22 protein-coding genes, 4 tRNA genes and 1 pseudogene are annotated in these 25,436 nt (G+C 59.3%); 9 read left to right on the plus strand and 18 right to left on the minus strand.

Annotated elements, in window-relative coordinates; translation table 11 throughout:
• Positions 1-110: 110 nt before the first annotated feature.
• Complete coding sequence (locus tag ACP86_RS01800) at positions 111-623, plus strand: DUF6586 family protein (protein WP_053112499.1); 513 nt, start codon at positions 111-113, stop codon at positions 621-623.
• A 51-nt stretch (positions 624-674) separates the two neighbouring features.
• Complete coding sequence (locus ACP86_RS01805) at positions 675-935, plus strand: hypothetical protein (RefSeq protein ID WP_008177453.1); 261 nt, start codon at positions 675-677, stop codon at positions 933-935.
• Positions 936-939: 4 nt separating this feature from the next.
• Here ACP86_RS01805 and ACP86_RS01810 read toward each other — a convergent pair whose 3' ends face one another.
• Entirely contained in the window at positions 940-1,431 is a 492-nt protein-coding gene (locus ACP86_RS01810) for a cell division inhibitor SulA (protein ID WP_053112501.1), read from the minus strand.
• A gap of 42 nt (positions 1,432-1,473) precedes the next feature.
• Positions 1,474-2,085: a transcriptional repressor LexA gene (gene lexA, locus ACP86_RS01815; protein ID WP_008177448.1), complete on the minus strand. Its 612-nt coding sequence runs from the start codon at positions 2,083-2,085 to the stop codon at positions 1,474-1,476.
• A gap of 215 nt (positions 2,086-2,300) precedes the next feature.
• On the opposite strand from lexA, the gene ACP86_RS01820 reads away from it, so the two are divergent.
• Genes ACP86_RS01820 through ACP86_RS01830 form a run of 3 tightly spaced genes read left to right on the plus strand, consistent with a single transcriptional unit; the run spans position 2,301 to position 4,765 of the window.
• On the plus strand, positions 2,301-3,302 hold the full coding sequence (locus tag ACP86_RS01820; RefSeq protein WP_053112503.1) for an amidoligase family protein: 1,002 nt from the start codon (positions 2,301-2,303) through the stop codon (positions 3,300-3,302).
• The gene (locus tag ACP86_RS01825; protein WP_008177443.1) at positions 3,295-4,029 is read left to right on the plus strand and encodes a gamma-glutamyl-gamma-aminobutyrate hydrolase family protein; all 735 of its coding nucleotides are present in this window, start codon (positions 3,295-3,297) and stop codon (positions 4,027-4,029) included. Before ACP86_RS01820 ends, ACP86_RS01825 begins: the two co-directional genes overlap by 8 nt.
• A 31-nt stretch (positions 4,030-4,060) precedes the next feature.
• Complete coding sequence (locus ACP86_RS01830; protein WP_014577645.1) at positions 4,061-4,765, plus strand: SIMPL domain-containing protein; 705 nt, start codon at positions 4,061-4,063, stop codon at positions 4,763-4,765.
• 2 nt (positions 4,766-4,767) lie between these two features.
• Here ACP86_RS01830 and ACP86_RS01835 read toward each other — a convergent pair whose 3' ends face one another.
• The gene (locus tag ACP86_RS01835) at positions 4,768-8,451 is read right to left on the minus strand and encodes a translocation/assembly module TamB domain-containing protein (protein WP_053112505.1); all 3,684 of its coding nucleotides are present in this window, start codon (positions 8,449-8,451) and stop codon (positions 4,768-4,770) included.
• 74 nt (positions 8,452-8,525) lie between these two features.
• Positions 8,526-10,175: an autotransporter assembly complex protein TamA gene (locus tag ACP86_RS01840; RefSeq protein ID WP_008177438.1), complete on the minus strand. Its 1,650-nt coding sequence runs from the start codon at positions 10,173-10,175 to the stop codon at positions 8,526-8,528.
• Positions 10,176-10,466: 291 nt separating this feature from the next.
• Here ACP86_RS01840 and ACP86_RS01845 point away from each other — a divergent pair, with 291 nt between their 5' ends.
• The 3 genes from ACP86_RS01845 (at position 10,467) to ACP86_RS01855 (ending at position 13,377) form a co-directional block, all read left to right on the plus strand.
• On the plus strand, positions 10,467-11,474 hold the full coding sequence (locus ACP86_RS01845; protein WP_053112507.1) for a hypothetical protein: 1,008 nt from the start codon (positions 10,467-10,469) through the stop codon (positions 11,472-11,474).
• Between the two features lie 199 nt (positions 11,475-11,673).
• Positions 11,674-12,009 (plus strand): hypothetical protein, encoded by a 336-nt coding sequence (locus ACP86_RS23075; RefSeq protein WP_039882193.1) that lies wholly within the window; start codon positions 11,674-11,676, stop codon positions 12,007-12,009.
• A gap of 129 nt (positions 12,010-12,138) precedes the next feature.
• Positions 12,139-13,377, plus strand: coding sequence for an SAM-dependent methyltransferase (locus ACP86_RS01855; RefSeq protein ID WP_008177432.1), 1,239 nt, complete (start codon positions 12,139-12,141; stop codon positions 13,375-13,377).
• A gap of 66 nt (positions 13,378-13,443) precedes the next feature.
• On the opposite strand, the gene ACP86_RS01860 is transcribed toward ACP86_RS01855, so the two are convergent.
• The 8 genes and pseudogenes from ACP86_RS01860 to ACP86_RS01895 form a co-directional block, all read right to left on the minus strand.
• A complete protein-coding gene (locus tag ACP86_RS01860; protein ID WP_053112509.1) occupies positions 13,444-13,950 on the minus strand; it encodes a hypothetical protein in 507 nt (168 codons plus the stop codon).
• Between the two features lie 74 nt (positions 13,951-14,024).
• A complete protein-coding gene (locus ACP86_RS01865) occupies positions 14,025-14,696 on the minus strand; it encodes a DUF998 domain-containing protein (protein WP_053112512.1) in 672 nt (223 codons plus the stop codon).
• Positions 14,697-14,771: 75 nt separating this feature from the next.
• A pseudogene (glgP, locus tag ACP86_RS23645) lies at positions 14,772-17,226 on the minus strand (alpha-glucan family phosphorylase).
• Between the two features lie 195 nt (positions 17,227-17,421).
• Positions 17,422-18,603, minus strand: a complete 1,182-nt coding sequence (gene nhaA / locus ACP86_RS01875) for a Na+/H+ antiporter NhaA (RefSeq protein ID WP_227507797.1) — start codon at positions 18,601-18,603, stop codon at positions 17,422-17,424.
• A gap of 42 nt (positions 18,604-18,645) precedes the next feature.
• The gene (locus ACP86_RS01880; protein WP_053112513.1) at positions 18,646-18,918 is read right to left on the minus strand and encodes a DUF5676 family membrane protein; all 273 of its coding nucleotides are present in this window, start codon (positions 18,916-18,918) and stop codon (positions 18,646-18,648) included.
• Between the two features lie 12 nt (positions 18,919-18,930).
• The gene (locus ACP86_RS01885) at positions 18,931-19,122 is read right to left on the minus strand and encodes a hypothetical protein (protein ID WP_053112515.1); all 192 of its coding nucleotides are present in this window, start codon (positions 19,120-19,122) and stop codon (positions 18,931-18,933) included.
• 224 nt (positions 19,123-19,346) lie between these two features.
• Positions 19,347-19,423, minus strand: a tRNA-Met gene (locus tag ACP86_RS01890).
• Positions 19,424-19,522: 99 nt separating this feature from the next.
• On the minus strand, positions 19,523-20,860 hold the full coding sequence (locus ACP86_RS01895) for an acetyl-CoA C-acetyltransferase (RefSeq protein ID WP_075267570.1): 1,338 nt from the start codon (positions 20,858-20,860) through the stop codon (positions 19,523-19,525).
• Positions 20,861-21,170: 310 nt separating this feature from the next.
• Here ACP86_RS01895 and ACP86_RS01900 point away from each other — a divergent pair, with 310 nt between their 5' ends.
• Entirely contained in the window at positions 21,171-22,577 is a 1,407-nt protein-coding gene (locus ACP86_RS01900) for a 3-oxoacyl-ACP reductase (RefSeq protein WP_053112517.1), read from the plus strand.
• A 41-nt stretch (positions 22,578-22,618) separates the two neighbouring features.
• On the opposite strand, the gene ACP86_RS01905 is transcribed toward ACP86_RS01900, so the two are convergent.
• The 6 genes from ACP86_RS01905 to ACP86_RS01930 all read right to left on the minus strand — a co-directional run bounded on the left by ACP86_RS01905 (position 22,619) and on the right by ACP86_RS01930 (position 25,407).
• Positions 22,619-22,694, minus strand: a tRNA-Val gene (locus ACP86_RS01905).
• A gap of 22 nt (positions 22,695-22,716) precedes the next feature.
• Positions 22,717-22,793 (minus strand) — tRNA-Asp (locus tag ACP86_RS01910).
• A gap of 67 nt (positions 22,794-22,860) precedes the next feature.
• Positions 22,861-22,936 (minus strand) — tRNA-Val (locus ACP86_RS01915).
• Positions 22,937-23,109: 173 nt separating this feature from the next.
• Complete coding sequence (locus ACP86_RS01920) at positions 23,110-23,367, minus strand: hypothetical protein (protein WP_008171388.1); 258 nt, start codon at positions 23,365-23,367, stop codon at positions 23,110-23,112.
• A 47-nt stretch (positions 23,368-23,414) separates the two neighbouring features.
• Positions 23,415-24,287, minus strand: coding sequence for a DUF2846 domain-containing protein (locus ACP86_RS01925; RefSeq protein ID WP_008171386.1), 873 nt, complete (start codon positions 24,285-24,287; stop codon positions 23,415-23,417).
• Positions 24,288-24,426: 139 nt separating this feature from the next.
• Positions 24,427-25,407: a hypothetical protein gene (locus ACP86_RS01930; RefSeq protein ID WP_053112519.1), complete on the minus strand. Its 981-nt coding sequence runs from the start codon at positions 25,405-25,407 to the stop codon at positions 24,427-24,429.
• Positions 25,408-25,436: the final 29 nt, after the last annotated feature.

Below are 25,436 nucleotides of genomic sequence, written 5' to 3' on the forward strand. Positions count from 1 at the left end.
ATTGTGAAACCTCACCGCACAGAGAATGGAAGAAATTTGATAGCGAAAATGATATAGTAACGAATTAATTTTTCGGGGTTACACCCGCGCTGGGGGATTGAAGGTATTCCATGGCCTCGCAATGGCACTCACTGGTTTCTCAAAAGCTCTTTCTCGCCCGCACGCTGCTTCAGCCACTCGACCGGCCCACAGACGAGGCTCAGGAACAACGTCCCAATGAGGCGGAACAGGCGCTGCGCCGGGAAGCCGCTATCCAGGGGGCGATCGAGCTGCTTCTGCGGTCTCGAAAACTCTTGCTGGTCATGGTTGCGAGGCTATACCAGAGAAAATCAGAGGAACCTTCAAACCTTGATGAGCTGGTCGCTCTTATTGGACCGGAACCGAGTGAAGTTGGGCGCCTGAAGGAGCTGGAACAGCGATCCGGGAGTTGGTGGAACCATCTGGAGCAACTCGAGCGCGCCCAAAGCAGACCCCCGGCGACCAAAAAAACCGTGAGCGAGGAAAACATCATTGCGGTATCGGCCGATTCCGGCCCGGATCGATCGTCGGCTGCTTTGATGAAAACGCTGACCGCCGTCAAACATTTTGCCGACGATCTGGAAGAGCAGCACAGCGAGTGGTAAGCCACTCCCAGCTCCGGTTATTCAAATCGTATTAACTTGAAGGTTTATTGAATGTCACCATCGTTTTTTGAAATCGTGCAATTGACCAATGGCGATTACGCTCTGCGCCGCATTGATGATGACAGTGCGCCACTGGTAAAAATCTCTTTTTCGGAAGAAGCCCGGGAAATGATGGAAGATCGGGATATGTCGGTTGCCAAAGCCATGATTGCAGCTGGCATTGAGGCTGTAGGCAATGTTGCCCACGATATCGACTGGGAAGATGACGAACTGGACGCCTCAGACGCCCAGCCCTCCTACACTTTGCATTGATCGGTTAACGCTGCCTGAGAACGACGCCGTGGCTATTGCCCTCGGCCGAGGCTCTTTGCAGGGATTCGAAGGCAACTCGCCCCAGTTTACGGGTCCACATGACCACCGCGTGACAGGTGCCGGCACTGAGGGCTCGCTCTGCCAGGTCCTGGGCAGGATAGTCCGGTGTTGAACGCAGCACCAGCAATTCGCCGGCGACAATCCCGTGCATTTTTTGCCACTTGCTAACCAGCGCCTGGGGCGGGTCGATCCAGGCCAGCCAGCGCTTCTCTTGATTCAGCTGGGTCAGCATTGGCAACAGCAGCTGGAAATTTTCTACCTGGCCTTCCGGCAGAATGATCTCCGTCACATTGCCACAGACTTTGGGTTCGGTGGTTTCCGGAGCGCGTCGGGCGCGAATGACGGAACGTCGCTCGCGGGCGGCGGTTGCCGACACTGAACAGGACAGAGCATTGGGGTTGTAGGCCAGATTCTGATTAAAGCTCATTTGTTCCATAATTCACCCGTTATTCAAACTATCTGAGGCTATCCGAACCGCTCAGTGCAGGTCAGAGCGGCGGATAACACCAACACCCAGACCCTCGATGAACAGCTCCTGTTCGGTCAGGTCCACTTCGATCGGTGCGAATTCTTCGTTTTCGGCAATCAGGTAGACTTTCGAGCCTTCCTTGCGGAAACGCTTTACCGTGACCTCATCGCCAACCCGGGCAACAACCACCTGGCCGTTGTGAACATCCTGGGTACTGTGAACTGCCAGCAGGTCGCCATCGAGAATACCGATGTCTTTCATGCTCATGCCCCGGACCCGCAGAAGATAATCTGCAGACGGCGAAAAGAATTCTGGCTGCAGTGTGCAGTGGTCCTCGATGTGCTCCTGAGCAAGGATCGGACTACCGGCAGCGACCTGACCAATGACCGGGAGGCCCAGATCCTCTTCCGCCTCAGGCAGACGGATGCCGCGGCTCGCTCCCGGCACCATCTCGATGGCACCTTTCCTTGCCAATGCCCGGAGATGTTCTTCCGCGGCGTTGGCCGAACGGAAGCCCAGTTCTGCTGCGATTTCAGCACGGGTTGGCGGATAGCCGGTCTCGTCGACGTATCGGCGAATAATATCCAGTACCTGGGACTGCCTTGCTGTCAGCTTCATCAAGCTACTCCGCTATATCGGGATCGGGCCGCTGCAAACATCAGCCTCTCGTAAGAGTGGCTCCGGTGGCCCTGTTTTTTTATACAGTAAACTGACTATATACAGTGTTTTATCCAGTGTAAAGTCGGCTCCCTGATTTTCTTGCATCCGCTTAATAATGAGGATCAACAGCGGTGTGATATGGTTAGGGCAATATTCCTCACGAACCAGGGAGCACCATGACTCAAGTCAGTGCCTGCAGGATGCCTGAAATCCTAGAGACGAACGAAGGGAAGGAACGCCGGGTTGGCGTCGAGATCGAACTGTCTGGTCTGGGCTACGATGAGCTGGTTACATTGGCGGCGAAGATGCTGGAGGGCACACCTGAGCTCAAGTCACGCTATGTGACAACCTTGCAGACAGCTCTTGGCGACTTCACGGTTGAGCTTGATTCCGATCCGATCAAGGATCTTGATCTGGCGGATGAGCGCCTCCCCGAGTCCATTCGTGAACTCGGTGGACAGGCGATGGATGTGATCGACGCCGCGGCCGAACGCGTGGTACCCCTTGAGATCATAAGCCCACCCCTGAAGTTTTCCAGCGTCGAGGTGATTGAAACGCTCGTCGACAAGCTCAGGAACGCCGGGGCACTGGGCAGCCGGGACGCCATCTATTTTGCGTTTGGCCTGCAGCTTAATCCTGAGTTGCCCGACCTCAGCCCGGAGACCCTGGTTCGTTATTTCCAAGCGTTCGCGGCCCTGTATGAATGGCTCAAGCACCGGCATCAACTGGACGTCAGCCGCAAATTCACTACGTACATCGAACCCTGGCACGGCCGCTACACCGAGCTCCTGATGGAGGATAACTATCAACCAAACCTCGGGGAGCTCATGGAGGATTACCTGGAGTTCAATCCTACCCGCAATCGCGCGCTTGACCTGCTTCCACTGTTTGCCCACCTGGACAAGGAACGGCTGGAACGCCATGTTCAGGATCCCAGGATAAAAAGCAGGCCAACCCTGCATTACCGGTTGCCGGATTGCGACATCGACAATCCCGGCTGGCATTTCTCAACCGTTTGGAACGACTGGGTCGTCCTGGAGCAACTGGCCAACAATCCCGACGACCTGGCCGACATGCGGCAACTGTTCCGGGAGCGGCGCAAACTGAATCTTCACAACCTGACCCACAGCTGGCGGGAAACCACTGACGACTGGCTGGCCAAAAACGGGTATGTCTGAAGAGTCCAAAGAACAGGAACTTGAGGTTCCGGGCCTGACGATCGGCATCAGTGGTCCCGCTCGAAAAAGCCTTGCCCATCGCCTGATCAGCCTGGGTCTGCGCCTCCACGGTGCCCGGACCCACTATATTCGCCCCGGTTCACGGGTTGCCGTACCGATGCTTGATGGCCTGGTGCTGTCAGGCGGCACCCACGTCCATCCTGAACGTTATGGGCAGGAGCCACAGGTTACCGCCAACTATGACCGCAAGCGGGATAAAACCGATCAGTCACTGCTTGAGCAGGCTGAAGCCATTGGCATTCCCGTGCTCGGGATTTGCCGCGGCGCCCAGTTCATCAACGTTTTCCACGGCGGGTCCCTGTGCCAGAACGTGACACCGCTGAGGGTCAATACCCGGCATCGCCCACTGCTCTTGCCCCTGCAAACCGTGCGACTGGTAACGCACAGCCGGCTTGAGCAAGCCATGCGCTCCCCGGTGATCGGCGCCAACCGGATTCACAGCCAGGCCATCAAGCGCCTGGGCCGCAACCTGCGCGTGACCGCCGTGGACAATGATCTGTTTGTACAGGCTATTGAAAGCACCGGACGCCAATGGCTAACGGGCATCCAATGGCACCCGGAATACCTGCTCTACCATGGCGGACACCGACGCATCTTTGGCCAGTTCGTGGATGCTGCCCGCCGATACAAACTGGCGCGCCTGGAACCGGATTCCGACGACGCCTGATCCATTAACGGTTTCCAAAGGAGGCACTACCATGAACGGACGGAACCGAAAGCTCCGTTTAAACCTGAAGTCCGGTTTTATTCTCCCTCTCGCGCTCACAGTACCTGCTCTGACAATGGCAGGTGAAGTTACGCTCACTGGCGAGGGCAGTGTCCGATACGAGCCCGACAGCGCCAGACTCCAGTTCACAGCCAGTGCCGAGCACGAGCTTCCCCAGAAGGCCACCGAACGGGTAGCGGCCCTGATGGCGCAGTGGCGCGAGGGTATTACCGAGTATCAGGATCAGCTCAATGATTACTCAGACGCGTCGGTAAACCTTTACACCCGAACTCTGCCCGCATCTGAAAGAGAGGAGCAGCCCCGCAAGCAGGCCGTCGCCTCCCAGACCGTCAGCTTCAGCATCAGTGATCTTACTCTGCTCAACCCCCTGCTCCAGCAGGCCCAGGCTGTGGGCCTGGATTACCACCTGGGCCCTCACCAGTTCTTCCACTCGGATGAGACCGGTATGGAACAGGAAGCTCTGGCCAGAGCCATCGCAGACGCCCAGGCCCGCTGCCGATTCGTGGCCAGTCAGCTCGACCAGAGCTGTGGTGATGTAGTCACCATCAACATCAATGGCGGGCACCGCCCGGTACCAATGATGATGGCGGAGGCCAAATCCATGTCGGATACGGTCTCGAGCGTGGGTGAGCGGGAAATCCGGGCCTCAGTGAGCGCCACCTTCGAGCTGGACTGAACTCAGAAATCCCGGGTGTAGAAGATATCCAGGGAGGCCGCCAGCCCGCTGGCAGCCTCCAGATAGAAGTAACGGCCCAGATCGTAGCGCAGGGCGACCGTGGTGATCGGCTCGAAGATGCCGACACCGTAGCGGACACTCAGCTCATCCGTCAGATACCCGCTCGCCACCACCGAGGTCTGATCGCCGGAACCCTCCGCTTCCAGGGTGAGCTGGCGAATACCGAACTCTTCGCCAATTTGCCCCGTCACCTTGTTGGCCTGGGTCAGTCCCAGGGACAGCGCCGCCCGGCTCATCTGGCCCTCATCACCCCGGCTCTGGGGCGCCCGGCCAAGAATGACATAGGAAAGCGCCTCCGTCTGAGGCATGTCGGGGTTGGAGAATACTTCCGTCTGGGGCGACTGCACAGGGCCGGTCAGACGAATACCGGCCACGACGGTATCCACGGTGCGGACGGCCTCGATGTCCAGGTAGGGTTGGGTAAGGTTGCCCACGAACAACAGTCTTGCCCGCCTGAGCTTGAGCTCCTGACCATAGGCTTCATACTGGCCATTGACCAGTTGGAGCGTGCCACGGGTATCCATGTCATTGCCAATGCGAAGAGATCCCTCCAGATCACCGGTCACGCCGAAGGCGGCAAAAGTCACCTGATCTTCTCCAACAACCACGGTCACATCCATATTCAGCGATCGGACAACGGGCTCTTCCCGTTCCACGCCGACAATGACCTCATCCTCCGAGACCGACACGGCCTGGTCCGGCAAACCCTGTATCTCGATATCGCCTCTTGGCACTCCGACCTGTCCGGTTACCTCCAGGGCCCCCTCACTGAAAACGATGGTCAGATCCGGCTCCACCTCAAGCTGCGCATAAGGCTCCAGGTTGAATGGCACACGGCTGCCGGAAATCGTGATTTCCCCCCGGGGAGACTGTTGCCAGTCGATTTCCCCATCCACAATGGTCTGGCTTCGCGCATTGCTCCGGATCCTGCCACTGATCTCGGCCGAGTAACCGCCAAACTGAACGCTGGCGATCACTTCCTCGATTGGTACCGGCAAGCGGGGATCGGAAACCCGTCCATTCACCAGGTGCAGTTCGCCGGTCACCGCGGGCTTCATCAGCGGGCCGGAGAGCTGGCCATGGCCGTTCACCCGACCGGCAACTTCGTCCAGCCCGGAAAGCAGTCCTGCAAGGGCAATATCCAGACCCTCGAGACTGAAGGAACCCTCAACGTTGCGGTCGTCCGAGTTCGGATCCAGGTTCATGTCCAGCGTGAAATCGCCAAGCTCCGGTCCGGAAAGACGGACCGCAAGGTCGGCCTGGTTCGGCTTCAGGGCGACCTCGCTTGTCAGGGTATTGTAGGCGAGCGACTCCCACTCGCCGTCCACCAGCAACTGGAATTGTCCCTCACCGGCGTCCAGGAAAAGGCGTCCGTCCGGACCGTCGCCGGTGGTGGTGAAATCAACCTCTCCGTTGATCCAACCGTCCCAACGTAATGTCTCTGGCAGCAAGGGAGCGAGGGCAACGGTTGGGAAGCGGTCGATACGATAGGCAATGCGGGGAACCGGGAGCAGTGTCTGGTCCTCGGCACAAACCGTACTCTCCTCCCAGCGCCAGCAATGATTGCCAAATGTGAGCTCACCATCGGCTTTGTATGCCAGGGTCGCCGGGGCCTGAAGCCGCCATTGCTGGGACTGTTCCGGAAGGTCAATCAGGCCGCGGGACAGCTCTCCCTGCCAGGTTCTCCAGTCAGCGCCGGCCTCTCCTGCGAAAACCAGCTCAAGGTCAGCCTCGGCATGACGTGCACCGATGCTCACGGTGTGCTTTCCCTGGGTGCCATTGGCTTCCAGAGTGAGCGTTTCAAGCTCTTGCCCGAACCCGTTGAGGTTCTCCGCCTGCAAACGGCTGACAAGGCGCATGCCGTCCTGCAGATCGGCCTCAAGACTGAGGGTTTCAATGGCGAGCTTATCCTGCCAGCCCAGGTTTTTGCCACTTGCACTCAGCTCGCCCCTCGGGCGCTCTGGTGTTCCCTCCGCCGTCAGAGTGGCTTGCAGATTCCCCGTCAGGCCAGGCAGGACAATTTCCGGCGCGGGCAGGTTCAGAGCCAGATCACCACGCAGAACGTCGCCCCAGGTACCGCTACCCTCAATACGGTTGTCACCCACCAACAACTGCAGGTCGGATAGCTCCCAACTGCCTGATGAGGTATCTAGCCGTCCCTGCAGAGACGCGGGATTGGAACGCCAGTCGCCCTCAAGATCCCATCCGGCATTCATGGCAGGTACCGGTCCATCCCCGAGTTGTCCCTCGGTCGTCACATCACCGCTGAGACTGGCTTCCAGTACAGGTACCCAATAACCGGGATTGAAGTCCTTCAGGCGCAAGGCCGCCTGCCAGGAAAGCGGCCCGGAAAAGTTCACCGAGCCGTTGCCGGTAAGAGACCCGGCGCCTGTGCTGACGGTCAGGTTGGTCAGTGTGGTCTGCCCGGCATCGCCATCCACCGTGGTGGTCAGTTCCGCGTTGCCCTGGGGACCCTCGACACCGGCTTGAAGCTCTGCATGGTAGTTCCCCTCACGCCAGGACACGGTGCCATCCAGGGAACGAAGGGTTACCACTGGCGGCTCAAAGCCCGGGATCAGCGTATACCAGGGAAATCCGCGCAAACGGATGTCGGCACTGGCTTCGAGGCCCTCGCTCCAGGAGACATTGCCATTGGCCACCACAGTGTCTTGCCCTGCACCATTCTCCTTGTCTGCGGCCAACTCGATCCGGATGTTCTCCGCCGCACGAGTCGTCGCCAGGCCCTCCAGCGTCAGCCGTACCGGGCCTGTCGTGCCCGGAAGCGTAGCTTGCCCCCGGGTGCGAAAACCCTGCTGAAGGCTACCCCTGGCGTCCACAGACCAATCATTGAACACAAGGGTCTCCGGCAGCGCCTGCGCTGCGCGGAACTGATCCGAGGTTAGCCTCAACTGTGCCGGCAGGGCCGGATCGAGCGGCTCGACTTCCCCCGAGAGTTCAGCATCCAGGTAGCCACGGCTGGATGCAGCGACCATCAGGTCCCGAACGCTGCCGGAGAGCCGGGCGTCGAGAAGCCACTCGTCTCCATAAGGCGGCGGGATGTCCGCTTTGACTTCCAGATTGACAGGCCAGTCCCGGCGGGTTTCTATCCGGCCAGCGGCGGACACCGTGTACTCACCCAGCTGATACCAGGCGCGCTTTATGTTCCAGGCGGCGCCCGACCCTCCGGCGTCCAGCTCAAACCGGTCCCAGACTCTGTTGCCGTTGAAGGTAAAAGGCCCGAGCCGGACGCCACTGATATTCAGCGCCAGCGGCAGGTCCACGCCCGGCAGTGTAATGGGGCTCCCGCCTTCGGCTTTGTCCGCCGGGGGCAACTGCGAGACTTCGAGCGTCTCTGCTTCCAGATTCTCAATACAGAGCTGTTTTCGGAACAGACAGGAAGGGGACCAGTCCACGAGTGGCGACTCAACGACCACTTCGACCCCGTAACCACGCCATTGCAAGTGGTCGGCCTGCCACCGACCAAACAGAGATCCCCGGTCATTTTCCACCTGAAGCCCTGGCACCTGTTCTATAACCCAGGCGGTTCCCGTCTCAGAGCGCAGGGCCAGCAAAACAGCGGCCACCACAAGGACAGGCACGAGAATCAATACCGCCAGCCCTACCAACAGCCAAAACCGGAGGCGGCGCGGGCGTGCCGATGGCTTGTGCGGCCTGTCGTCCGAAGTTTCCGGTGTCCTCGTCACAGCTCAGGCCCCATGGAAAAGTGAATGCGCCAATCCCCGCCAAATTCACGATCCAACCCTTTGGCGATGTCCAGCCTCAACGGCCCGACCGGGCTGATCCAGCGTATGCCGACACCAGCGCCGGTGGCCAGCGGGTCGCTCGGATTGTTGATCGCGTTGCCGTGGTCGACGAACATGGCGGCACGCCATTTGTCCGCAAACTGATACTGATACTCGGCACTGCCAACCATCAGGAAGCGTCCGCCCACCGGCACGCCGTTATCATTCTCTGGCGACAGGGTTTCATAGCCATACCCTCGCACACTCTGGTCACCGCCAGCGAAGAAACGCAGGGATGGAGGCACATCTTCAAACCGGTTGGTTGCCACAGCCCCCGCCTGCAGACGACCCAGAAACCGGTGCTTGTCCGCCAGCGTAAACAGCCCCTTGACCAGTGCGTTTACATGAAGGATATCCACATCGGACAGCGCCGCCCGATGCGAACCGGTAACATCGAACTGCAGGCGATAGCCCCGGGATGGGTCCAGTGGCGAGTCCGTGTGTATTTTCGAGTATCCCGCACCGGGCAGCAGGAGTGTGCTTGTGCCTTTCTCGTCATTGCCGATGTTAAAGCGCTCACCTTCCCAACGCAGCGACAATATCTGTAGCCAGCCGTTATCCAACTGATGCTGCCACTGCTGCCCCAGGCTCAGAAGTTCCGATTCCACATTCTCGATGTCCTCGCGCTGGTAACCGGCGCTCAGGCGGATCAGGTCGGTCATGGGCGGATCCAGGGGCAGCTCGTACCAGGTACTCAGGTTCTGCCTGGGTACCGAGAGTTCTGTCTCGGCGCCCCGCTTGTGCCCCATGGGATTGATCCAGTGTTCCCGCCAGTTTCCACGGAACCTGGGTCCGACATCGGTCGAAAACCCCACGCCCGCCGCCACAGAGCGGGCCTCGCGCCGGGTGAGATCAACGCGGACCGGAATCACGCCGTCCTCGGCACTACCCGGTGAGGCATCGATATCAACACTGCTGAAATAGCCGCTGTTCAGGAGATCCCGGTTGAGCCTTGCTACTTCATCAGCATGGAAGGGTATACCTGGCTCGAAAGAAACGAACTGCTCCAGTAGACCGATCTCGAACCAGTGTCCCTCGGCAAAGGTTACCTCTCCGAGCCGGTACCTTTCGCCGCTATCATAGATAAGCGTAACCGCAGCGCTTCGGGTTGCCGGATCCACTTCCAGGGTACGGGTAACAAATGTGCCGTCGAAATAGCCACGCCGTCGGGCACGGGTCTGGATGGTGTCTCGCAGGCTGGCATATTGACCGTGGTTGAGAATGTCGCCTTCCGCCGGGTGCTCTGGCAGATCGGCGTTAAACCGTTCATCTGACGCAGCTGCCCCCCTGATCTCCACGGTCCGGGACGTAACTCGCACCGGCTCCCCCGGTGTAATGGACAGAACGAGCGTTGCCGTTGTGTCGGAACCACCCTCTTCAATCCGCCAATCAATCAACGGGCTGTAATACCCGAGCGCCCGCAATGCCTCCTCGGCCTGACCAACGGCCGTGGGGGCATAACGCCTGAGATTACTGGCACTGCGGCCTTCAACCTCCCCGATAAACGCCTGGGCATTTGATTTCAGATCCGGGTAGTCTCCCTCCATGTTCACGACGACCTGTTGCGCGCAAACCCACGACGGCAGCCAGCAGAGCAACAAGATCAAAAGCCGGACCCGGCCCGAATTCACGACTTGATAGATTGATAGCATCCGGCTATTTCAGTGTTGGTGGTAACAAGAAGGATTTCCGTTCAAGCGTGGGAGTTTAATGGCAGACGGTCAAGTTAATCCATGGTTGGCCTTTCGGACTGCCTTGAGCGGCTCAAGGGCGAGTCGTTTGTGGCGTTGAAATAAGCTAACCTGTCAGATACTTAGCAACAGACCGGACCCTGGCGAATGCTGAAGATAAATCGAGAAAACCTGAAATCCAGCCACCAGCTTGTCTGGTTCATCATTGATTTCCTGATGCTGGGCCTGCTGATCATCAACCTGGCGTTCATCATCTGGGACTCGATCTATAACTTTGTAGCCGTTCAGAATCTGCTGAAAGAGCATGCTCCGGCCATACAGTCGGCCTACCACCCCATCCATGAACGCTTCATCTTTTACGATCTGATCTTCGTCAGCATCTTCCTGACCGAGTTCTTTGTTCGCTGGGGTTACGCCATAAAGGCAAAGGTCTACGACCGCTGGTACTTCTACCCGTTTATTCACTGGTATGACCTGGTGGGCTGTATTCCGGTGGGAAGCCTGCGCTTCCTCCGTATCCTGCGGGTGATCTCCATCATCTATCGACTGCACCAGTACAAGATCATTGACGTTACGAACACCAAGATCTACCGCTTCGTGAATTTCTATTACGAAGCCTTTATGGAAGAGCTCTCTGATCGCATTGTGCTGAAGGTGCTGAGCGGCGTGCAGCAGGAGGTCAAACTGGGCTCTCCGCTGTTCGACAAGATCCAGAAGGACATTCTCTATCCCCGACGGGACATGCTCTCCGACTGGATTTCCAAACGGGTTGCCGAGGCGGCCCAGGAAGGCTACGTACCCAATCGCGGAGCCCTCAGGAGCTACCTGGAAGACAGGGTGGATAATGCCCTCAAACAGAACCTGGAGCTGTCACGACTGAAATATCTTCCGGTGGTGGGCCCCACCATTCAGGAAACCCTGGAAGAAGCGGTCGGCGACATCGTTGCCCACGTGATCCACCAGATCCTCGAAGACCTGGCCTCAGCCTCCAATCATGCCTTCATTGAAGACATCGTGAATGTTTTCCTGCCGACACCCGGTGAAGTGAAGGCCGACGACGCCCAGAACGAGGCGTTGATTAACCTGATTATCGAAATTATCGACGCAGTCAAGGACCAGGTGAACGTAAAACACTGGCGATCAGAGCTGCCGTGACTCGCTGGCGACAGGCCTTAAGACCAACAAAAAAAGAGAACATCCATGGATGTACAAGACACCCCGACTCATTATCAGCCGGCCCATGAGCTCCTGAAACAACTGGAGGCCGGCACCCTGACCAGCGAGGCACTGATTACCGCCTTACTGGAAAGAATCCGGGACCAGAACCCTGCCATCAACGCGATTGTGGCGCTGGATGAACACAGCGCACTGGCCAGCGCCCGCGAAGCGGATAAGCAACGCGCGCTCGCTGGTTTCCTTCCGCGGCCACATCCCCGGCCCGCCCGGCACCCAGTCCCGACCGGATCTGGTCGAGGGCGGCCCCATGGCCCGCAATGCCCGGGTCGGTTTATGGCTGGAGGATCCGCTGTGCCCGGTGGAGCATGAGCTCACCGGGGGTTATCGCACCCTGGGCAACTCCCTGGCCGACAGGGGCGCCCTGGTGAACCTGGATATCGATCCGGGCCGAAGTAAGCCAAGATCATCCGGAAATACAGGAGTACGTCCGGATGGCCGGAAAAGACTTCCATAGTTCCGGTAACTCCTGCAAGCGTCCCAGTTTCCGATAAGGTTTGACGAACAGCAGTTGCCTAATAAATGATAGTCCACCTACTTTTTAACCCACTGAAACTTGCTGGGAACAGCGTAAGGATGGAAAGGCATGAGCAGGGAATCCTTGCCGGAAGGCGGGCACCTGGGGTCCCGGGAAAAGCCAACGGGAAAGACGAGCGCAATTCACCGTAATCTTTTCCTGCAGGCGCTGAAATCTCTTCAGTTCGGTTCGTTATCGCTTACATGGCCGGATGGAAAGACGACCCGCCATGAAGGAAAACAAGACGGTGTGCATGCGGAAATGGCATTGCTGCAGTGGGATGTCATCGATCACCTGATCACCCACGGTGACGTGGGATTGGGCGAAGACTACATGGCAGGCAAATGGTCCACACCCGACTTGCTTGCCCTGATGCGCCTCGCCGCAGGCAATATCGTTGTTTTTGATCGGGTTTTGCACACCAGCGTATGGCTCAGGTTATGGCACTGGTGCAGGCACCGGTTGTCTTCCAATACACTGAAACGCAGCCGTAAGAACGTCCAGGAGCACTATGATTTAGGCAACGACTTTTATCAGCTCTGGCTGGACCGGAGCATGACATACTCCTGCGCCCTGTTTGACGGCAATACGTCCCTCTCGCTTTACGAGGCCCAGAAAGCGAAATATGAACGCATCCTTCAGCGACTGGCACCGGAACCGGGAAGCCGCATTCTGGAAATAGGCTGTGGCTGGGGTGGTTTCATGGAAATCGCAGCCACACACGGATGCCATGTGACCGGTGCGACCCTGTCCGGCGAACAGGCGGATTATGCCCGCCAGCGACTCGAGTCCGCCGGACTGGCGGAAAATGCCGAGGTTCGTTTACAGGACTACCGGGAGCTGTCCGGCCCCTTTGATTACCTGGTATCAATCGGGATGTTTGAGCACGTTGGCGAATCGTACTGGCCCGCCTACATGAGGGATGTGCACGACTACCTGAGACCTGGCGGCAAGGCAATGATACAGACCATTACCATTGCCGAGGAGCGATTTGAGCGATATCGCTCCGGCAACGACTTTTTGAGGGAACATATTTTCCCCGGTGGTATGCTGCCTTCCAGAAAGCGTTTTGAAGCTGTTGCCGCCGATAGCGGCCTGGTGGTGAACGATGTGTTCGAATTCGGGCAGGATTACGCCATTACGCTGGAAAAGTGGCTGGCGAACGTCGACGAACAGATACCGGCGATACGGGCGCTCGGGTACAGCGAGATGTTCGTGCGAAAGTGGCGGTTTTACCTGGCCAGCTGTGCCGGTATGTTTCGCGCCGGAGGTATCAATGTGATGCAGGTGGAGTTAAGCCGGGAGTAGCGACCCGGCTTTTCCGCAGCGACGAGCGTTATTGGCTGCAGGCATGGGAGCCTGTAGCCATGGGAATTATTCTTGACTTCGGGTGGGGTCCGCGGTTGCCCCCCAGCGCCATTGGGTAATCTCCGGCATATCCACGCCGTGCTCGATGATGTGATGCCGATGCTCGATCAGCCGGTCACGCAGCCATTGCTTGAGATAGGCGGCCCGTGACCCCAGTTGCGGAACCCGATCAATGACATCCGCCACCAGGTGGAAACGGTCCATGTCATTGCGCACCACCATGTCGAACGGCGTGGTGGTGCCTTCCTCCTTGTAGCCACGCACGTGGAGGTTCTTGTGATTGATGCGCCGGTAGGTCAGGCGATGGATCAGCCAGGGATACCCGTGATAGGCGAAGATGATCGGTTTATCGGTCGTGAACAGGGTGTCGAAGTCCTTGTGTGACAGCCCGTTCGGGTGTTCCGCCTGGTCCTGCAGGGTCATGAGATCCACCACGTTGATCACACGCACCCTGAGCTCGGGCAGGTGGCGGCGCAGGATATCCACCGCCGCCAGGATCTCCAGAGTCGGCACGTCGCCGGCGGGCTCGGCCCGGCACTGGCTTGTTCGGTTTGTATAGGTTTTTCAAGATCAGGTCCTCCACAAAGTCAGGGATAGGAGTGCTTCAGGTCAGGCTCAGGTTTCTGTTGCGGCCGGATGACCTGCAGGCAAGCCCAAACTTCCCAGACCAGGAAAACCGCCAGCGCGACACGCTCCGCCAGGCCCGGCGCGATATCCAGTTGAATGGCGATCACGAACGCCGTCACCGCCGTCGCCGCGATCACCGACAGCACCAGCGAGGCGGCGCGCTGGCGGCGCCAGTCGAGCTGACGGCGAAAGGCCGCTGAAAACACGAACAGCGCGGCGAGTTCCAGTGCAAACGCCAGGCTGGCTGCCCCCCGGTGTATCTGCCCGGGCAGGTTCGGCGCCTGGCCGGGTGCCTCGATGGGAAACAACGCCGCCAGCAGGATACCGACCGCGGCCAGGCCGAACAGCAGTACCGACCAGGTCCGCAGCGGCCCCGGGCGCAGCGCGCCGCGCAGGGCCAGGGTCAGCGCCAGGTTACCCCAGCCATGCACGAAGGCGCCAACCATGAACAGCCAGCCAAACGGCTGGTTAGCCAGGTCGCTGACATAATCGCTGGTCCAGTCGACCCCGCTGCCGGTCAGGTGCAGGGCGATAATTGCCGCCCCGAACACCGCAACCCCCGCCAGCCCCAGCAGCGCAAGCCTGCGCACCGGCCATGAAAACCTGTGTTCCCTGGTCATACGTGCTTTCATCTCTCCTGAGTGTCTCCTGCGCGCCAGGACACCAACCCGACTCGCGATCTTCCTGGATGCGCGATACCCGCCCGCTCACCGTTGCCAAAGGATGTGAGCAGCTTCCAGGGGGATCGCCACACCATTGTGATGCGGCATGAGTCGCGCGGTATAGTCTGTCGCCGGGCGGGCCGCAGGGGCTGCTGCGCGATAGCTGTAGCCGCTTTCGCCGTCCGTCGGTTGCCGCAGGCGCTGCATCTCCACCCGTTCAGGTGCGCTACCGTCCCTGCCGTCGGCGTAGAGCTCAACCCGCACGGCCTCCGGATCAAGGTCTCCGAGGTAGACCTGAACCTCGAAGAGGTGTTGTTCACCGTCAGGCTCGACCTCAACGTCGCCGAAGCGTATCGCGGCCCATTTGTGATCCAGCGCGTGCCGCCATTCAACCAGTTCCGCGCCGACTCCCCCTTTGCCAGCGGCCCGCTCACGGTATGCAGCGGCAGCCGGGAGGTAGTGTTGCTCGGTGTATTCGCGCACCGTACGGTTGGTAGAAAAGCGCGGTGTCAACCGCGCCATGCTCTCGCGCATCCGGTTCACCCAGGCGGAGGGAATGCCTTGTTCATCACGCGTATAGAACTCGGGGATCACTTCGCGTTCGAGCAGGTCGTACAGCGCATCGGCTTCAGCCGCATCCCGGAACGGATCATCGCCATGTTCCTGGCCGTCCCCCAGTGCCCAGCCCACATCCGGAGTGTAGGCTTCCGCCCACCAGCCGTCCAATTCCGACAGATTGATACCACCATTGACAAGCACCTTCATGCCACTGGTGCCACTCGCCTCCCAGGGCCGGCGCGGCGTGTTGAGCCAGACATCCACGCCCTGCACCAGGTGCTCACCCAAGTGCATGTCATAGTCGCTCAGGAAGATCACACGGGCGCGCACCTCGGGCCGCTGGATGAATTGCATCCATTGCCGGATCAGGGCCTGGCCCGCCCGGTCCTGCGGATGAGCCTTGCCGGCCATAATGAGCTGCACCGGGCGCTGCGGGTCAGTCAGCAGGCGCAGCAGGCGCTCCGGGTCATGCAGCAGCAGGTTCGGCCTCTTATAGGTGGCGAAGCGGCGGGCAAAACCCAGCGTCAATACCCCGGGATCAAACAGCTGGTTCGCAGTATCAGCGGCCTCGGGCGCCTCGCCGGAGGCGGCCAGTTGCCGGGACAATCGATCACGGACGTAGTCAACCAACGCCTTACTGGCCGCCGTGCGGAATTGCCAGAGACGGGCGTCAGAGAGGGCGCGAATGTGCTGCTCATGGGTTTCCGTGGTCCCCAGCCAGCGTTCCTTGCCACAGGCCTCGGTCCAAAGATCATCCGCCGCCGCCGAGTCCCAGGTCGGCATGTGAACGCCGTTGGTCACGTGCGTAACCGGCACCTCATCCACGGGCCAGCGCGGGAACAGCGGCGCAAACAGGTGCCGGCTCACCTTGCCGTGCAGGCGACTTACGCCATTCACCGCCCCCGCTGCCGCGGATCGCCAGGTACGCCATATTGAAATCCTCGGCCGGATCGTCCGGATTCCGGCGGCCCAGCGCCAGCAAATCGTCGAGCGTAATGCCGAGCTGGTTGCTTGCGTAGCCACCCAGGCAGTGCTCGATGAGGCCTGGTGGGAAACGGTCGAAGCCAGCGGCCACCGCCGTGTGGGTGGTGAAGAGATTGCCCGCGCGCGTGGCGGCCAGCGCAACGCCGAACGGCTGACCGGTCCGCTGCATGAAGTGGCGGGCGCGCTCCAGCACGGCCAGAGCCGCATGCCCTTCGTTCAGGTGGCAGACTTCCGGTTCGATACCGAGCGCGGCGAGCAACCGCCAGCCGCCAATCCCGAGGATCACCTCCTGCATCAGGCGTTGATCCGGCGCGCCCCCGTAAAGCTCACTGGTTATTCCCCGGTACGGCGGGTAGTTCGCCGCATCGTTGCTGTCCAGGAGGTAAAGCTTCACACGGCCCACCTGGACCTGCCAGGCGCGCAGCCAGATCGGGTGGCCGGGCAGGCCGAGCTGTATCCGCAGCCACTCCCCGTTGGAATGACGCAACGGCATGATTGGCAACTGGCCGGGATCGTTATACGGGTAAAGCGCCTGCTGTGCACCGTCCCGGTCGATCAGCTGGCGAAAATAGCCTTGCTGGTAGAGAAGCCCCACGCCAATCACCGGAACACCCAGATCGCTGGCGGCCTTGAGCTGATCGCCCGCCACGTTGCCCAGCCCGCCGGAATAAATGGGCAGGGCCTCGCTCAGCATGAACTCCATGCTGAAATAAGCGGCACAGGTTAAAGGCGGCCGCGGGTAGGTTTGCTGAAACCACGCCGGCGCCCGAGCGGCATCTCGCCTGGCCTGCACCAGGTCCCCGACGTCTTTACGGAACGCCGGATCGGCCAGAAGTCCCTGGAGCTTCTCCCGCGAGACCGTCTGCAGAACGACCCAGGGGTTACGTGTGGCTTGCCACAACTCGGGATCCAGCTGCCGCCACACCTGGTCGGTCGCATGATTCCATGACGAACGCATATCCAGGGCCAGCTCGGCCAGGGCATCAAATCCCTCGACATCCGTATGCAGCGGGCCGTATAGCAGCTGGCTGACAGGGGTTTCATTGTTCATGGGGTCTCCTTCCTTATTAAGACCGGGGCCTGCGCCCGTTGATAGCCCTTGCGCCGCCGCTCACCTGCGCCGCGGCTCACCAGAGTGGTGCCCCTGCCAGGGTCAGTTGTGCTCCGGGGGATTAAACCGCGGTTGCGTGGTCTTCATCAGGACCACCACGCCGACAACCGCCGACAGCAGCGAGCCTGCAATCACACTGAGACGGGCATTGCGAAATACCTCCGGATCGGGAAAGGCGAGGCCGGCGATGAACAGGCTCATAGTGAAACCGATGCCGGCGACAAGGGCCACGCCGGCGAGCTGGCCCCAACTCACCGACTCTGGAAGTCTTGCCACCCCGAGTCGCACCGCAAGCCAGGTGAAGCCAAAAATACCCAGCGGTTTCCCGGCGAACAGCCCTAGCAAGATCCCCAGCGACGTCGGAGAGGCAAGCGTGGCTGCACTCGCCAGCGTTAGCACAATGCCCGAGTTGAAGAACGCGAAGATCGGTACCACGCCGAGCGCCACCCACGGCTGAAGCGCCTGTTCCGCATCTTTCAGCGGCGAGAAAGAGCGAGCGCCCTGTCTGGCCCGCATGGGAATCGCAAGACCTATGGCCACCCCGGCGAGCGTCGCGTGAACGCCGGACTTAAGCACTGCGACCCAGAGAAACACACCCACGACGACGTAAGCCCCGGTACGCGTGACCTTGAAGATATTGAGCGTTACCAGGGCCACAATCCCCAGGGCCGCCAGCACCAGTGATGTTGTGGCAAGCTGCTCCGTATAGAACAACGCGATGATGACGATTGCCCCCAGGTCGTCGAAAATCGCGACCGCCGTCAGAAACACCTTGAGCGAGACCGGCACACGCGGGCCAAGCAGTACCAGCACGGTCAGCGCCAGCACCGCGTCGGTTGCGGCGGGAATCGCCCAGCCGCGCATGGCCTCCGGATCGCCGGCGTTGAACGCTGTGTAGATCAGCGCAGGGACAGCCATGCCACCCAGGGCGGCGAAACCGGGTGTGGCAATCGCCTTGGGTGTCGCCAGTTGCCCTTCCAGCACCTCACGTTTCAGCTCCAGGGCAATGAGCAGGAAAAAGAATACCATCAGCCCATCATTGATCCAGAGGATGATTGGCTTGTCGATGGCAAACTCACCCACGCGCAAGGACACCGGTAAATGGTGGACTATGTCATACCAGGCTTGCGCGGGAGAATTGTCGATCAGCAGCGCAAGCAGCATCGCCGCGAGCGTCATCAGGCCCGCGATGAGCTGCAGGCGCGACGAAGCACCGGAACTCACCGGCACCCCCCCGACGTGCTCGCAATCCGGGCAGGCACGAACTCAGTCCCCACTTTGCTTGGCATCGAAGTAACGGTGAAGTCGATTGTAGATCGGGCAGAACACCAGCCCGGCATAGGCGCCATATAGGAAACTCTCAATCAGGCCGACCACAAATCCCCACCAGGTCAGCCACTTGAATCCCGGCAATACCTGCTCAAGAAACGCATGCATATGCAGGCTTTGGGGCGTTACCAGTCCATAGATAACGCAGACAATGAAGGTGACCGCTGCGAACAACCCCAGCGCCCAGGTAACCAGTTTCGTGTTAAGCATGTTCCACTCCCATCAATGGCGATGACCCGAGGGTCGGTCCTGATTGCTGTCCGGTTTGTCCGGCTTGTCCGTCTTGTCGGACGCGCCATGTCCGCCGTGCCCGCCTCCGCCGTGACCACCATGCCCACCGTGACCGAACATGTGCATGGCCACGAACAGGATGCCGATAACCACCCAGAACCAGTTTTCCGCTAACCATTCCATATAACCCTCCTCCGTCTGCGGTTGCGCCCGACTGCCATTGTGTGATCTCCGGAGCGGGCATGCATCTCCAGCGAGATAAGCAAACCACAGTCACCTGAGTTCAACCTGAATTATTGGAGCGAACCGGATCGGGATTTGACCTCAATCAAGTCAGGAATGGGAAACTTTCTGCGGACAAATAAAAAAGGCAGACCAGTAGCTTACTGATCTGCCTTTCTCTTAGATGGTAGCGGGGGCTGGATTCGAACCAACGACCTCCGGGTTATGAGCCCGACGAGCTACCAGACTGCTCTACCCCGCATCAAACTGGTTGTTGCTCAGGGAACCCCTGATCAACGTGGCGCGCATGATAAGGGCTGAGCCTGGCACTGTCAAAGGAAAGTTCCGGTTTTCCGGAAACTTACCGCTCCAGAATCGCTGTTACCCCCTGCCCGCCTGCGGTGCAGATGGAGATCAGGCCGCGGCCACTGCCCTTTTCCTCCAGCAACTTGGCCAGGGTCGCAATGATGCGCCCGCCGGTGGCGGCGAACGGATGGCCGGTGGCCAGGCTGCTGCCTTTTACATTGAGTTTGTCCCGGTCGATGCTGCCCACCGGCTTGTCCAGCCCCAGACGGTCCTTGCAGAAGGCGGGATCCTGCCAGGCTTTCAGAGTACACAGCACCTGCGAGGCGAAGGCTTCGTGGATCTCGTAGAAATCGAAATCCTGAAGTGTCAGCCCCGCTTTTTCCAGCATCCGGGGTACGGCGTAAGCTGGCGCCATCAGCAGCCCCTCTTTCTTGTCCACAAAATCCACCGCTGCCACCTCGGAGAACGTCAGCCACGCCTTCACCTCATGGTTATTCTCTTTCGCCCACTCCTCACTGGCCAGCAGCACGCAGGAGGCGCCATCAGTCAGCGCCGTGCTGTTGGCCGCCGTCATGGTGCCGTTGTCCCGGTCAAACACCGGCTTGAGCGTCGCCAGCTTCTCAAGGGTTGTATCCGGCCGCAGAATATTGTCCTTGTCCAGCCCCGCCAGCGGCGTCAGCAAATCTTTAAAGAACCCCTCTTCATAGGCCTTGGCAAGCTTCTGATGACTCTCCCAGGCCAGCCTGTCCTGATCTTCCCGGGGAATGTCCCACTCCCTGGCCATCACCTGGGCATGCTCCCCCATGGACATGCCGGTGCGAGGCTCCCGGTTCTCCGGAACCAAGGGCACGAGGTGCGCGGGCCGGAACCGCGCCAGAATCTTCAACCGCTCGCCGGTGGTTTTGGCCCGGTTCAGATCCAGCAGAATCTCCCGAAGCCCCTCGCTTACACCAATCGGCGCATCGGACGTGGTATCGGTACCACCGGCAATACCACATTCGATCTGCCCCAGGGCAATCCTGTTGGCCACCAGAATGGCTGCCTCCAGCCCCGTCCCGCAGGCCAGCTGAATATCATAAGCCGGTGTCTCCGGCGCCAGACCACAACTCATCGCCGACTCCCGGGTAAGGTTAAAATCCCGGGAATGCTTGATCACCGCCCCTGCCGCCACTTCCCCGAGGCGCTTGCCCTGAAGACTGTACCGATCCACCAGCCCCCGCAGCGCGGATGTCAGCAACTCCTGGTTACTGATCTTGCTGTAGGCGGTATTGGACCGCGCAAACGGAACCCGGTTACCACCCAGCACTGCTACGCGGCGAATACCCGAAGGGGCTGTGCTGGTCTTTTTTGAAGTAGCGGTTTTCTTGCGTGGAGTTTTCGATGCTTCTGCCATGATCAATCCAATCCTTTTGCGGAAAATTTCATTGCCGGATGGAGCATTGGGGGCTGGCCTCCCAAAACCGTGCGGAGCCATGGATGGCGGAGCCGAGCGTACAAGGACGTATTCACAGCGTGTTTTGGGAGGCCAGCCCCCAATGCTCCCTGCACCCAGGCTGGCAACAAGTGTAGCGACAACGCACAATGCCTCATTGGCACCCCTGACAACACCCTACAGGCATTGAGTCAATCCAAAAACTGTCCGATTCTTTACCCTGTAGACAATCCGCATCCAGAGAACCGATTGCAACCACAAGGAAGCCCCCATGTCCGACCTCTATCTTAGACTGGTAAACACCCCCGTTGGTAGAACCGCCGCACAATCCCTTGGTCTCCCCGCGCCCGCGCCACTGAAGCGCCTGAAGCGCACCGACCAGCCATTTATCGAAGGCAAGGTGCTCATCGGCGCCGCCAACGGCGGAAAAGCCATTGCCACTTTAGGCAGTATTCTCGGCGCCAGCGCGGCCACCCTTCATCACGCCAGCGAAAGCAATCGCCTGGCGGACTCATCGAAAGCCGGCAACAAAGCCCGGCCGCTGGACCTGGCCTCCGACATCAACCAGCAGTTTTCGGCGCTGGTGTTTGACGCCACCGGCCTGAAAGGTCCGGCCGACCTGCGGGCACTATACGACTTCTTCCACCCCACCATCAAAAAACTGGGCAGCAACGCCCGCGTTCTGGTAATCGGCCAGAATCCCGCCAGTTGTCGCAAGGCGCCGCAGGCCGCCGCGCAACGGGCACTCGAAGGCTTCGTACGCAGCGTTGGCAAGGAAATCGGCAAGAAAGGCTCCACGGCGAACCTACTGTGGATGGCCCCAGGGGCAGAGAAGCAACTGGATTCCAGCGTTCGGTTCTTCCTGTCTGCCCGCTCTGCCTATGTGTCCGGCCAGGTCGTGAAGGTCGGCAAAGGCAACGCTGCCCCTGCCACCAATCCCGTCGCACCACTGACTGGAAAGGTGGCACTGGTCACCGGAGCGTCCAGGGGTATCGGTGCTGCCATTTCTGAAACCCTCGCCCGGGACGGCGCCACCGTGATCGGCCTCGACATTCCGCCGGCCATGGAAGAACTGGAAAAGGTCACATCCGCTATCAACGGGAAGGCTCTGGCCTGCGACATTACCGACGACAAAGCACCAAAGTTGATCGCCGACTTCATCGAAGAGCATTTCGGCGGCGTCGACCTGGTCATTCACAATGCCGGCATCACCCGCGACAAGACCCTTGGCAACATGCCGGAGCACTTCTGGGATATGACCATCGCAGTCAATCTGACCGCGGAGGAGTTGATCGACGAGGAACTGGCAAAGCGGGAGCTCATGAAAGAAAACGGACGCATTGTCTGTATTTCCTCCATCAGCGGCATCGCCGGCAACTTCGGACAGACCAACTACTCAACCGCCAAGTGCGGAGTGATCGGCTACGTGGAAGCCATGGCCCGGCAACTGAAAAACGGCATCACCATCAACGCCGTCGCCCCCGGGTTTATCGAAACCCGGATGACCGCCGCCATGCCGGTCACCATCCGAGAGGCCGGTCGTCGGATGAACAGCTTGTCCCAGGGCGGGCAACCGGTGGATGTGGCCGAGGCCATCGCCTGGTACTGCAGCCCTGCCTCCAATGGAGTGAATGGCAATGTTGTGCGCGTTTGTGGGCAGTCTTTGATTGGAAAGTAAAAAAGGGCCGATCCTCGCGGATCGGCCCTTTTTTGGAATTTTGGTGGGTGGTACTGGGATCGAACCAGTGACCCTCGCCTTGTAAGGGCGATGCTCTCCCAGCTGAGCTAACCACCCGGGAATACTTCATAAATAAAAGTGGCGGAGCGGACGGGACTCGAACCCGCGACCCCCGGCGTGACAGGCCGGTATTCTAACCAACTGAACTACCGCTCCGCATCAATTCCGGCCCTTGGGCCCGAACCTGAAACCGGATGGGGTGATCCGGTGATGCAACTGAAAGTGGTGGGTGGTACTGGGATCGAACCAGTGACCCTCGCCTTGTAAGGGCGATGCTCTCCCAGCTGAGCTAACCACCCACTTTCAAGCCTTCCTATCTAATCTAAAAAGGCATTCACTTGCTTGCCAGCCGTGCTGTCTCAACCAAGTGAGAGGCGCATTTTAAGCATTTGGCTGACGGTGTCAAATATTTTCCGGCAATTTTATAAAAAAACCTGCAAGCCATTCAAAAGCGTACAGTTTTTAAGCAAATTCAGTTTTTACCCGAGGTCTTGCTAGCGGTTTTGACTGCCCGTATGGCCGGGCGATTCTGGCCCGCCTGCTGAGCCTTCTCCTGCAGGGACAATTCACTGACACGACTGCGCCTGTCTTCCGGAACCGCCCGATTGGCCAGGGAGCAGTTCAGGTCATCAAGCCGTTTCTGCAGATCGCCCCAGCTATCGAGTAGTTGGGGGACCACATCATCGGCCAGTTTTTCAAATCTGAGTCGAAGAGAATCCTTGAGAGCCATTGTTTTAATTTCCCGAGTCCTTCACCTGCCGTCAGTGTAGTCAGCACTCAGAAAATCCACCAGCCACCACCGGATTCTGCTTCTTCCCGACGCTCACGTTCCTGCTCCAACTTGGCGTACTCACGCTCCAACCTGTCGATTTTCCGATCCGTTTCCAGGGGAACCGTGGGACCACCGCCGAACGGCCAGAACCAGGACGTGGATTCGTACTTGCCCTCCTGCTTCAGGCGCTCGATCTCGAGCTCACGCTCCTCCTCCAGCAGCACCAGTTGCCGCTCGTAATCCAGGTCTTCATTCACTTCCACAATGGAGGTAGCCGCGTGGTTTGGCGCCAACAGATCACTGTTCAGAAAACGGGTGGAAACAATCTCCTCTGCCTGCATGGCATATTCCCGCGTCACCAGCTGGAGGTCGCCCTGATTCAGCGAATGATCCGGATCCAGGTCCGGATGCCGTTGGCCCGGTTCCGAAAGCTCGTTATAACGCAGGTAATAGATCTGTCCTGGCTCAACGTCCAGCGTGGCATCGGCGATCAGGCTAAGACTGAAGGAGTTCATGCCCTCCAGACCAAGCAAAGGTCGGCGCATGGCAATGTGGCGCTCTCCGGGGCTTACCTCAAGCCAGGTGAAGCTGTCGTTGCGAATGTTGAAATAGTGGGTGTCATCTATGTAGACACTGGGCGCTTCAATTTCATCAGCCGCCCATTGGGAGTGTGTCCTGTAGAAGTACAGCACCGCGTTGCGCCGATCCCAGCTATCGTTGTCGATATGAACGAAGTCATGCCCGGAAACCGGATGCAGGAACGACCCGACGCTTTTGCCGATGGACTGATAAACCGTACAGCCCGGCAACGCCAGCAACAGCCACATCGCTGCCAGAAGCCGGGGAACAAGAAAAACGGAAGGCACTCGGGTTTTCATTGTTGTTAACTCTTCATCCTGATTGCGAGTTGCCTGATCTTAACAACTGCACAAAAACAGAAATGAGAGCTACCGCAAGGGATGGCTACAAACCGTTACAAAACCCGAAATGCCGATTGCTGGACCACGCTACGGGCAGTTACTGCCCGCTGATCTGGCTCCGTAACTGATTCACCTCTTCAGACAGCCGAACCAGACGGGAGGTCAGTTGTGACCGCGAGGCATCGATAGACTCAACCGTGCGCTTGAGACTGGCCACCTCATTACGGAGCGCCTGAACCCGGCCATCATCGGCCAGCTCATCGGTCTCCCGCTCCAGGGCCGAGATCCGACCCTCCATGCCGCTGATTCCCAGCTTCTGCTCCTGCTCAAAACGCCGGATACGGCTCTCGATCACCTGATCCACATCCGCCAGCTGCTGGCTCAATTTCGTCAACTGATCCGTCGCCTGCCGGTTGGCATCCTGCAGCGCTGAAATCGACGTCTCCGTTTGTTGTTTCAGGGCTGCAATATCGGCGGAAAGCGAGGACCGGACCTTTTCAACCGACGTCTCAAGCGAACCAATGGCCTGCTTGCCCTCCGCAAGGCCGGATTCCAAGGCGGCAATTCGTTCCTGCTGCTCATCGAGACGCTTCTTGTTGCGTTCATTGGCAATGGCCCAGAGTTTCCGGATCTCACTGTCTGCCGTATCCAGACGCTTGGTATGCGCCGCGATCTGCTCCTCCAGAGTAGCGCCCCGCTCTTGAAGGTTTTCCCCCGTTTCCGAAAGCTCGCCCTCAAACCGAGCAAGCGCCAGCTTGCTCTGCCGCGCCCAGTAATCCGCTTCTTCAAGCTGCCCTTCCAACGCCTGAACCCGCTGCTCCTGGGAGTACCAGCCAACACCCGCGGCAACGGCCAGCACAATCAACAACACCCAAAGCATTGCCGAGCTACCGCGACCATTGCCGCCGCCACTACCGTTACCGCCCTTGCCACCTTTGGGCGGCTTCGTTGATGTCGACGATTCGCCTTTCCCTCCGGACGCTGGCCTGGACTTTCTTTCCGCCGCCTTCTTCGGCTCGGCACTACCAATCGGTCGTTCAGCCCTCAACTCATCATCATCTGGACGGATCGGTTCCATTACAGCTCCTGAGTATGGACGGTTAAAAT

The sequence above is a fragment of the Marinobacter sp. CP1 genome (assembly GCF_001266795.1).
Classification (GTDB): Bacteria; Pseudomonadota; Gammaproteobacteria; order Pseudomonadales; family Oleiphilaceae; genus Marinobacter; species Marinobacter flavimaris.

Coding starts and splice junctions, on each gene's coding strand:
- ACP86_RS01800 (WP_053112499.1), top strand. CDS start 111: ATGGCCTCGCAATGGCACTCACTGGTTTCTCAAAAGCTCTTTCTCGCC.
- ACP86_RS01805 (WP_008177453.1), top strand. CDS start 675: ATGTCACCATCGTTTTTTGAAATCGTGCAATTGACCAATGGCGATTAC.
- ACP86_RS01810 (WP_053112501.1), bottom strand. CDS start 1,431: ATGGAACAAATGAGCTTTAATCAGAATCTGGCCTACAACCCCAATGCT.
- ACP86_RS01820 (WP_053112503.1), top strand. CDS start 2,301: ATGACTCAAGTCAGTGCCTGCAGGATGCCTGAAATCCTAGAGACGAAC.
- ACP86_RS01825 (WP_008177443.1), top strand. CDS start 3,295: ATGTCTGAAGAGTCCAAAGAACAGGAACTTGAGGTTCCGGGCCTGACG.
- ACP86_RS01830 (WP_014577645.1), top strand. CDS start 4,061: ATGAACGGACGGAACCGAAAGCTCCGTTTAAACCTGAAGTCCGGTTTT.
- ACP86_RS01840 (WP_008177438.1), bottom strand. CDS start 10,175: ATGGAGGGAGACTACCCGGATCTGAAATCAAATGCCCAGGCGTTTATC.
- ACP86_RS01845 (WP_053112507.1), top strand. CDS start 10,467: ATGCTGAAGATAAATCGAGAAAACCTGAAATCCAGCCACCAGCTTGTC.
- ACP86_RS23075 (WP_039882193.1), top strand. CDS start 11,674: ATGAACACAGCGCACTGGCCAGCGCCCGCGAAGCGGATAAGCAACGCG.
- ACP86_RS01855 (WP_008177432.1), top strand. CDS start 12,139: ATGAGCAGGGAATCCTTGCCGGAAGGCGGGCACCTGGGGTCCCGGGAA.
- ACP86_RS01865 (WP_053112512.1), bottom strand. CDS start 14,696: ATGAAAGCACGTATGACCAGGGAACACAGGTTTTCATGGCCGGTGCGC.
- ACP86_RS01880 (WP_053112513.1), bottom strand. CDS start 18,918: ATGCTTAACACGAAACTGGTTACCTGGGCGCTGGGGTTGTTCGCAGCG.
- ACP86_RS01885 (WP_053112515.1), bottom strand. CDS start 19,122: ATGGAATGGTTAGCGGAAAACTGGTTCTGGGTGGTTATCGGCATCCTG.
- ACP86_RS01895 (WP_075267570.1), bottom strand. CDS start 20,860: ATGGCAGAAGCATCGAAAACTCCACGCAAGAAAACCGCTACTTCAAAA.
- ACP86_RS01900 (WP_053112517.1), top strand. CDS start 21,171: ATGTCCGACCTCTATCTTAGACTGGTAAACACCCCCGTTGGTAGAACC.
- ACP86_RS01920 (WP_008171388.1), bottom strand. CDS start 23,367: ATGGCTCTCAAGGATTCTCTTCGACTCAGATTTGAAAAACTGGCCGAT.
- ACP86_RS01925 (WP_008171386.1), bottom strand. CDS start 24,287: ATGAAAACCCGAGTGCCTTCCGTTTTTCTTGTTCCCCGGCTTCTGGCA.
- ACP86_RS01930 (WP_053112519.1), bottom strand. CDS start 25,407: ATGGAACCGATCCGTCCAGATGATGATGAGTTGAGGGCTGAACGACCG.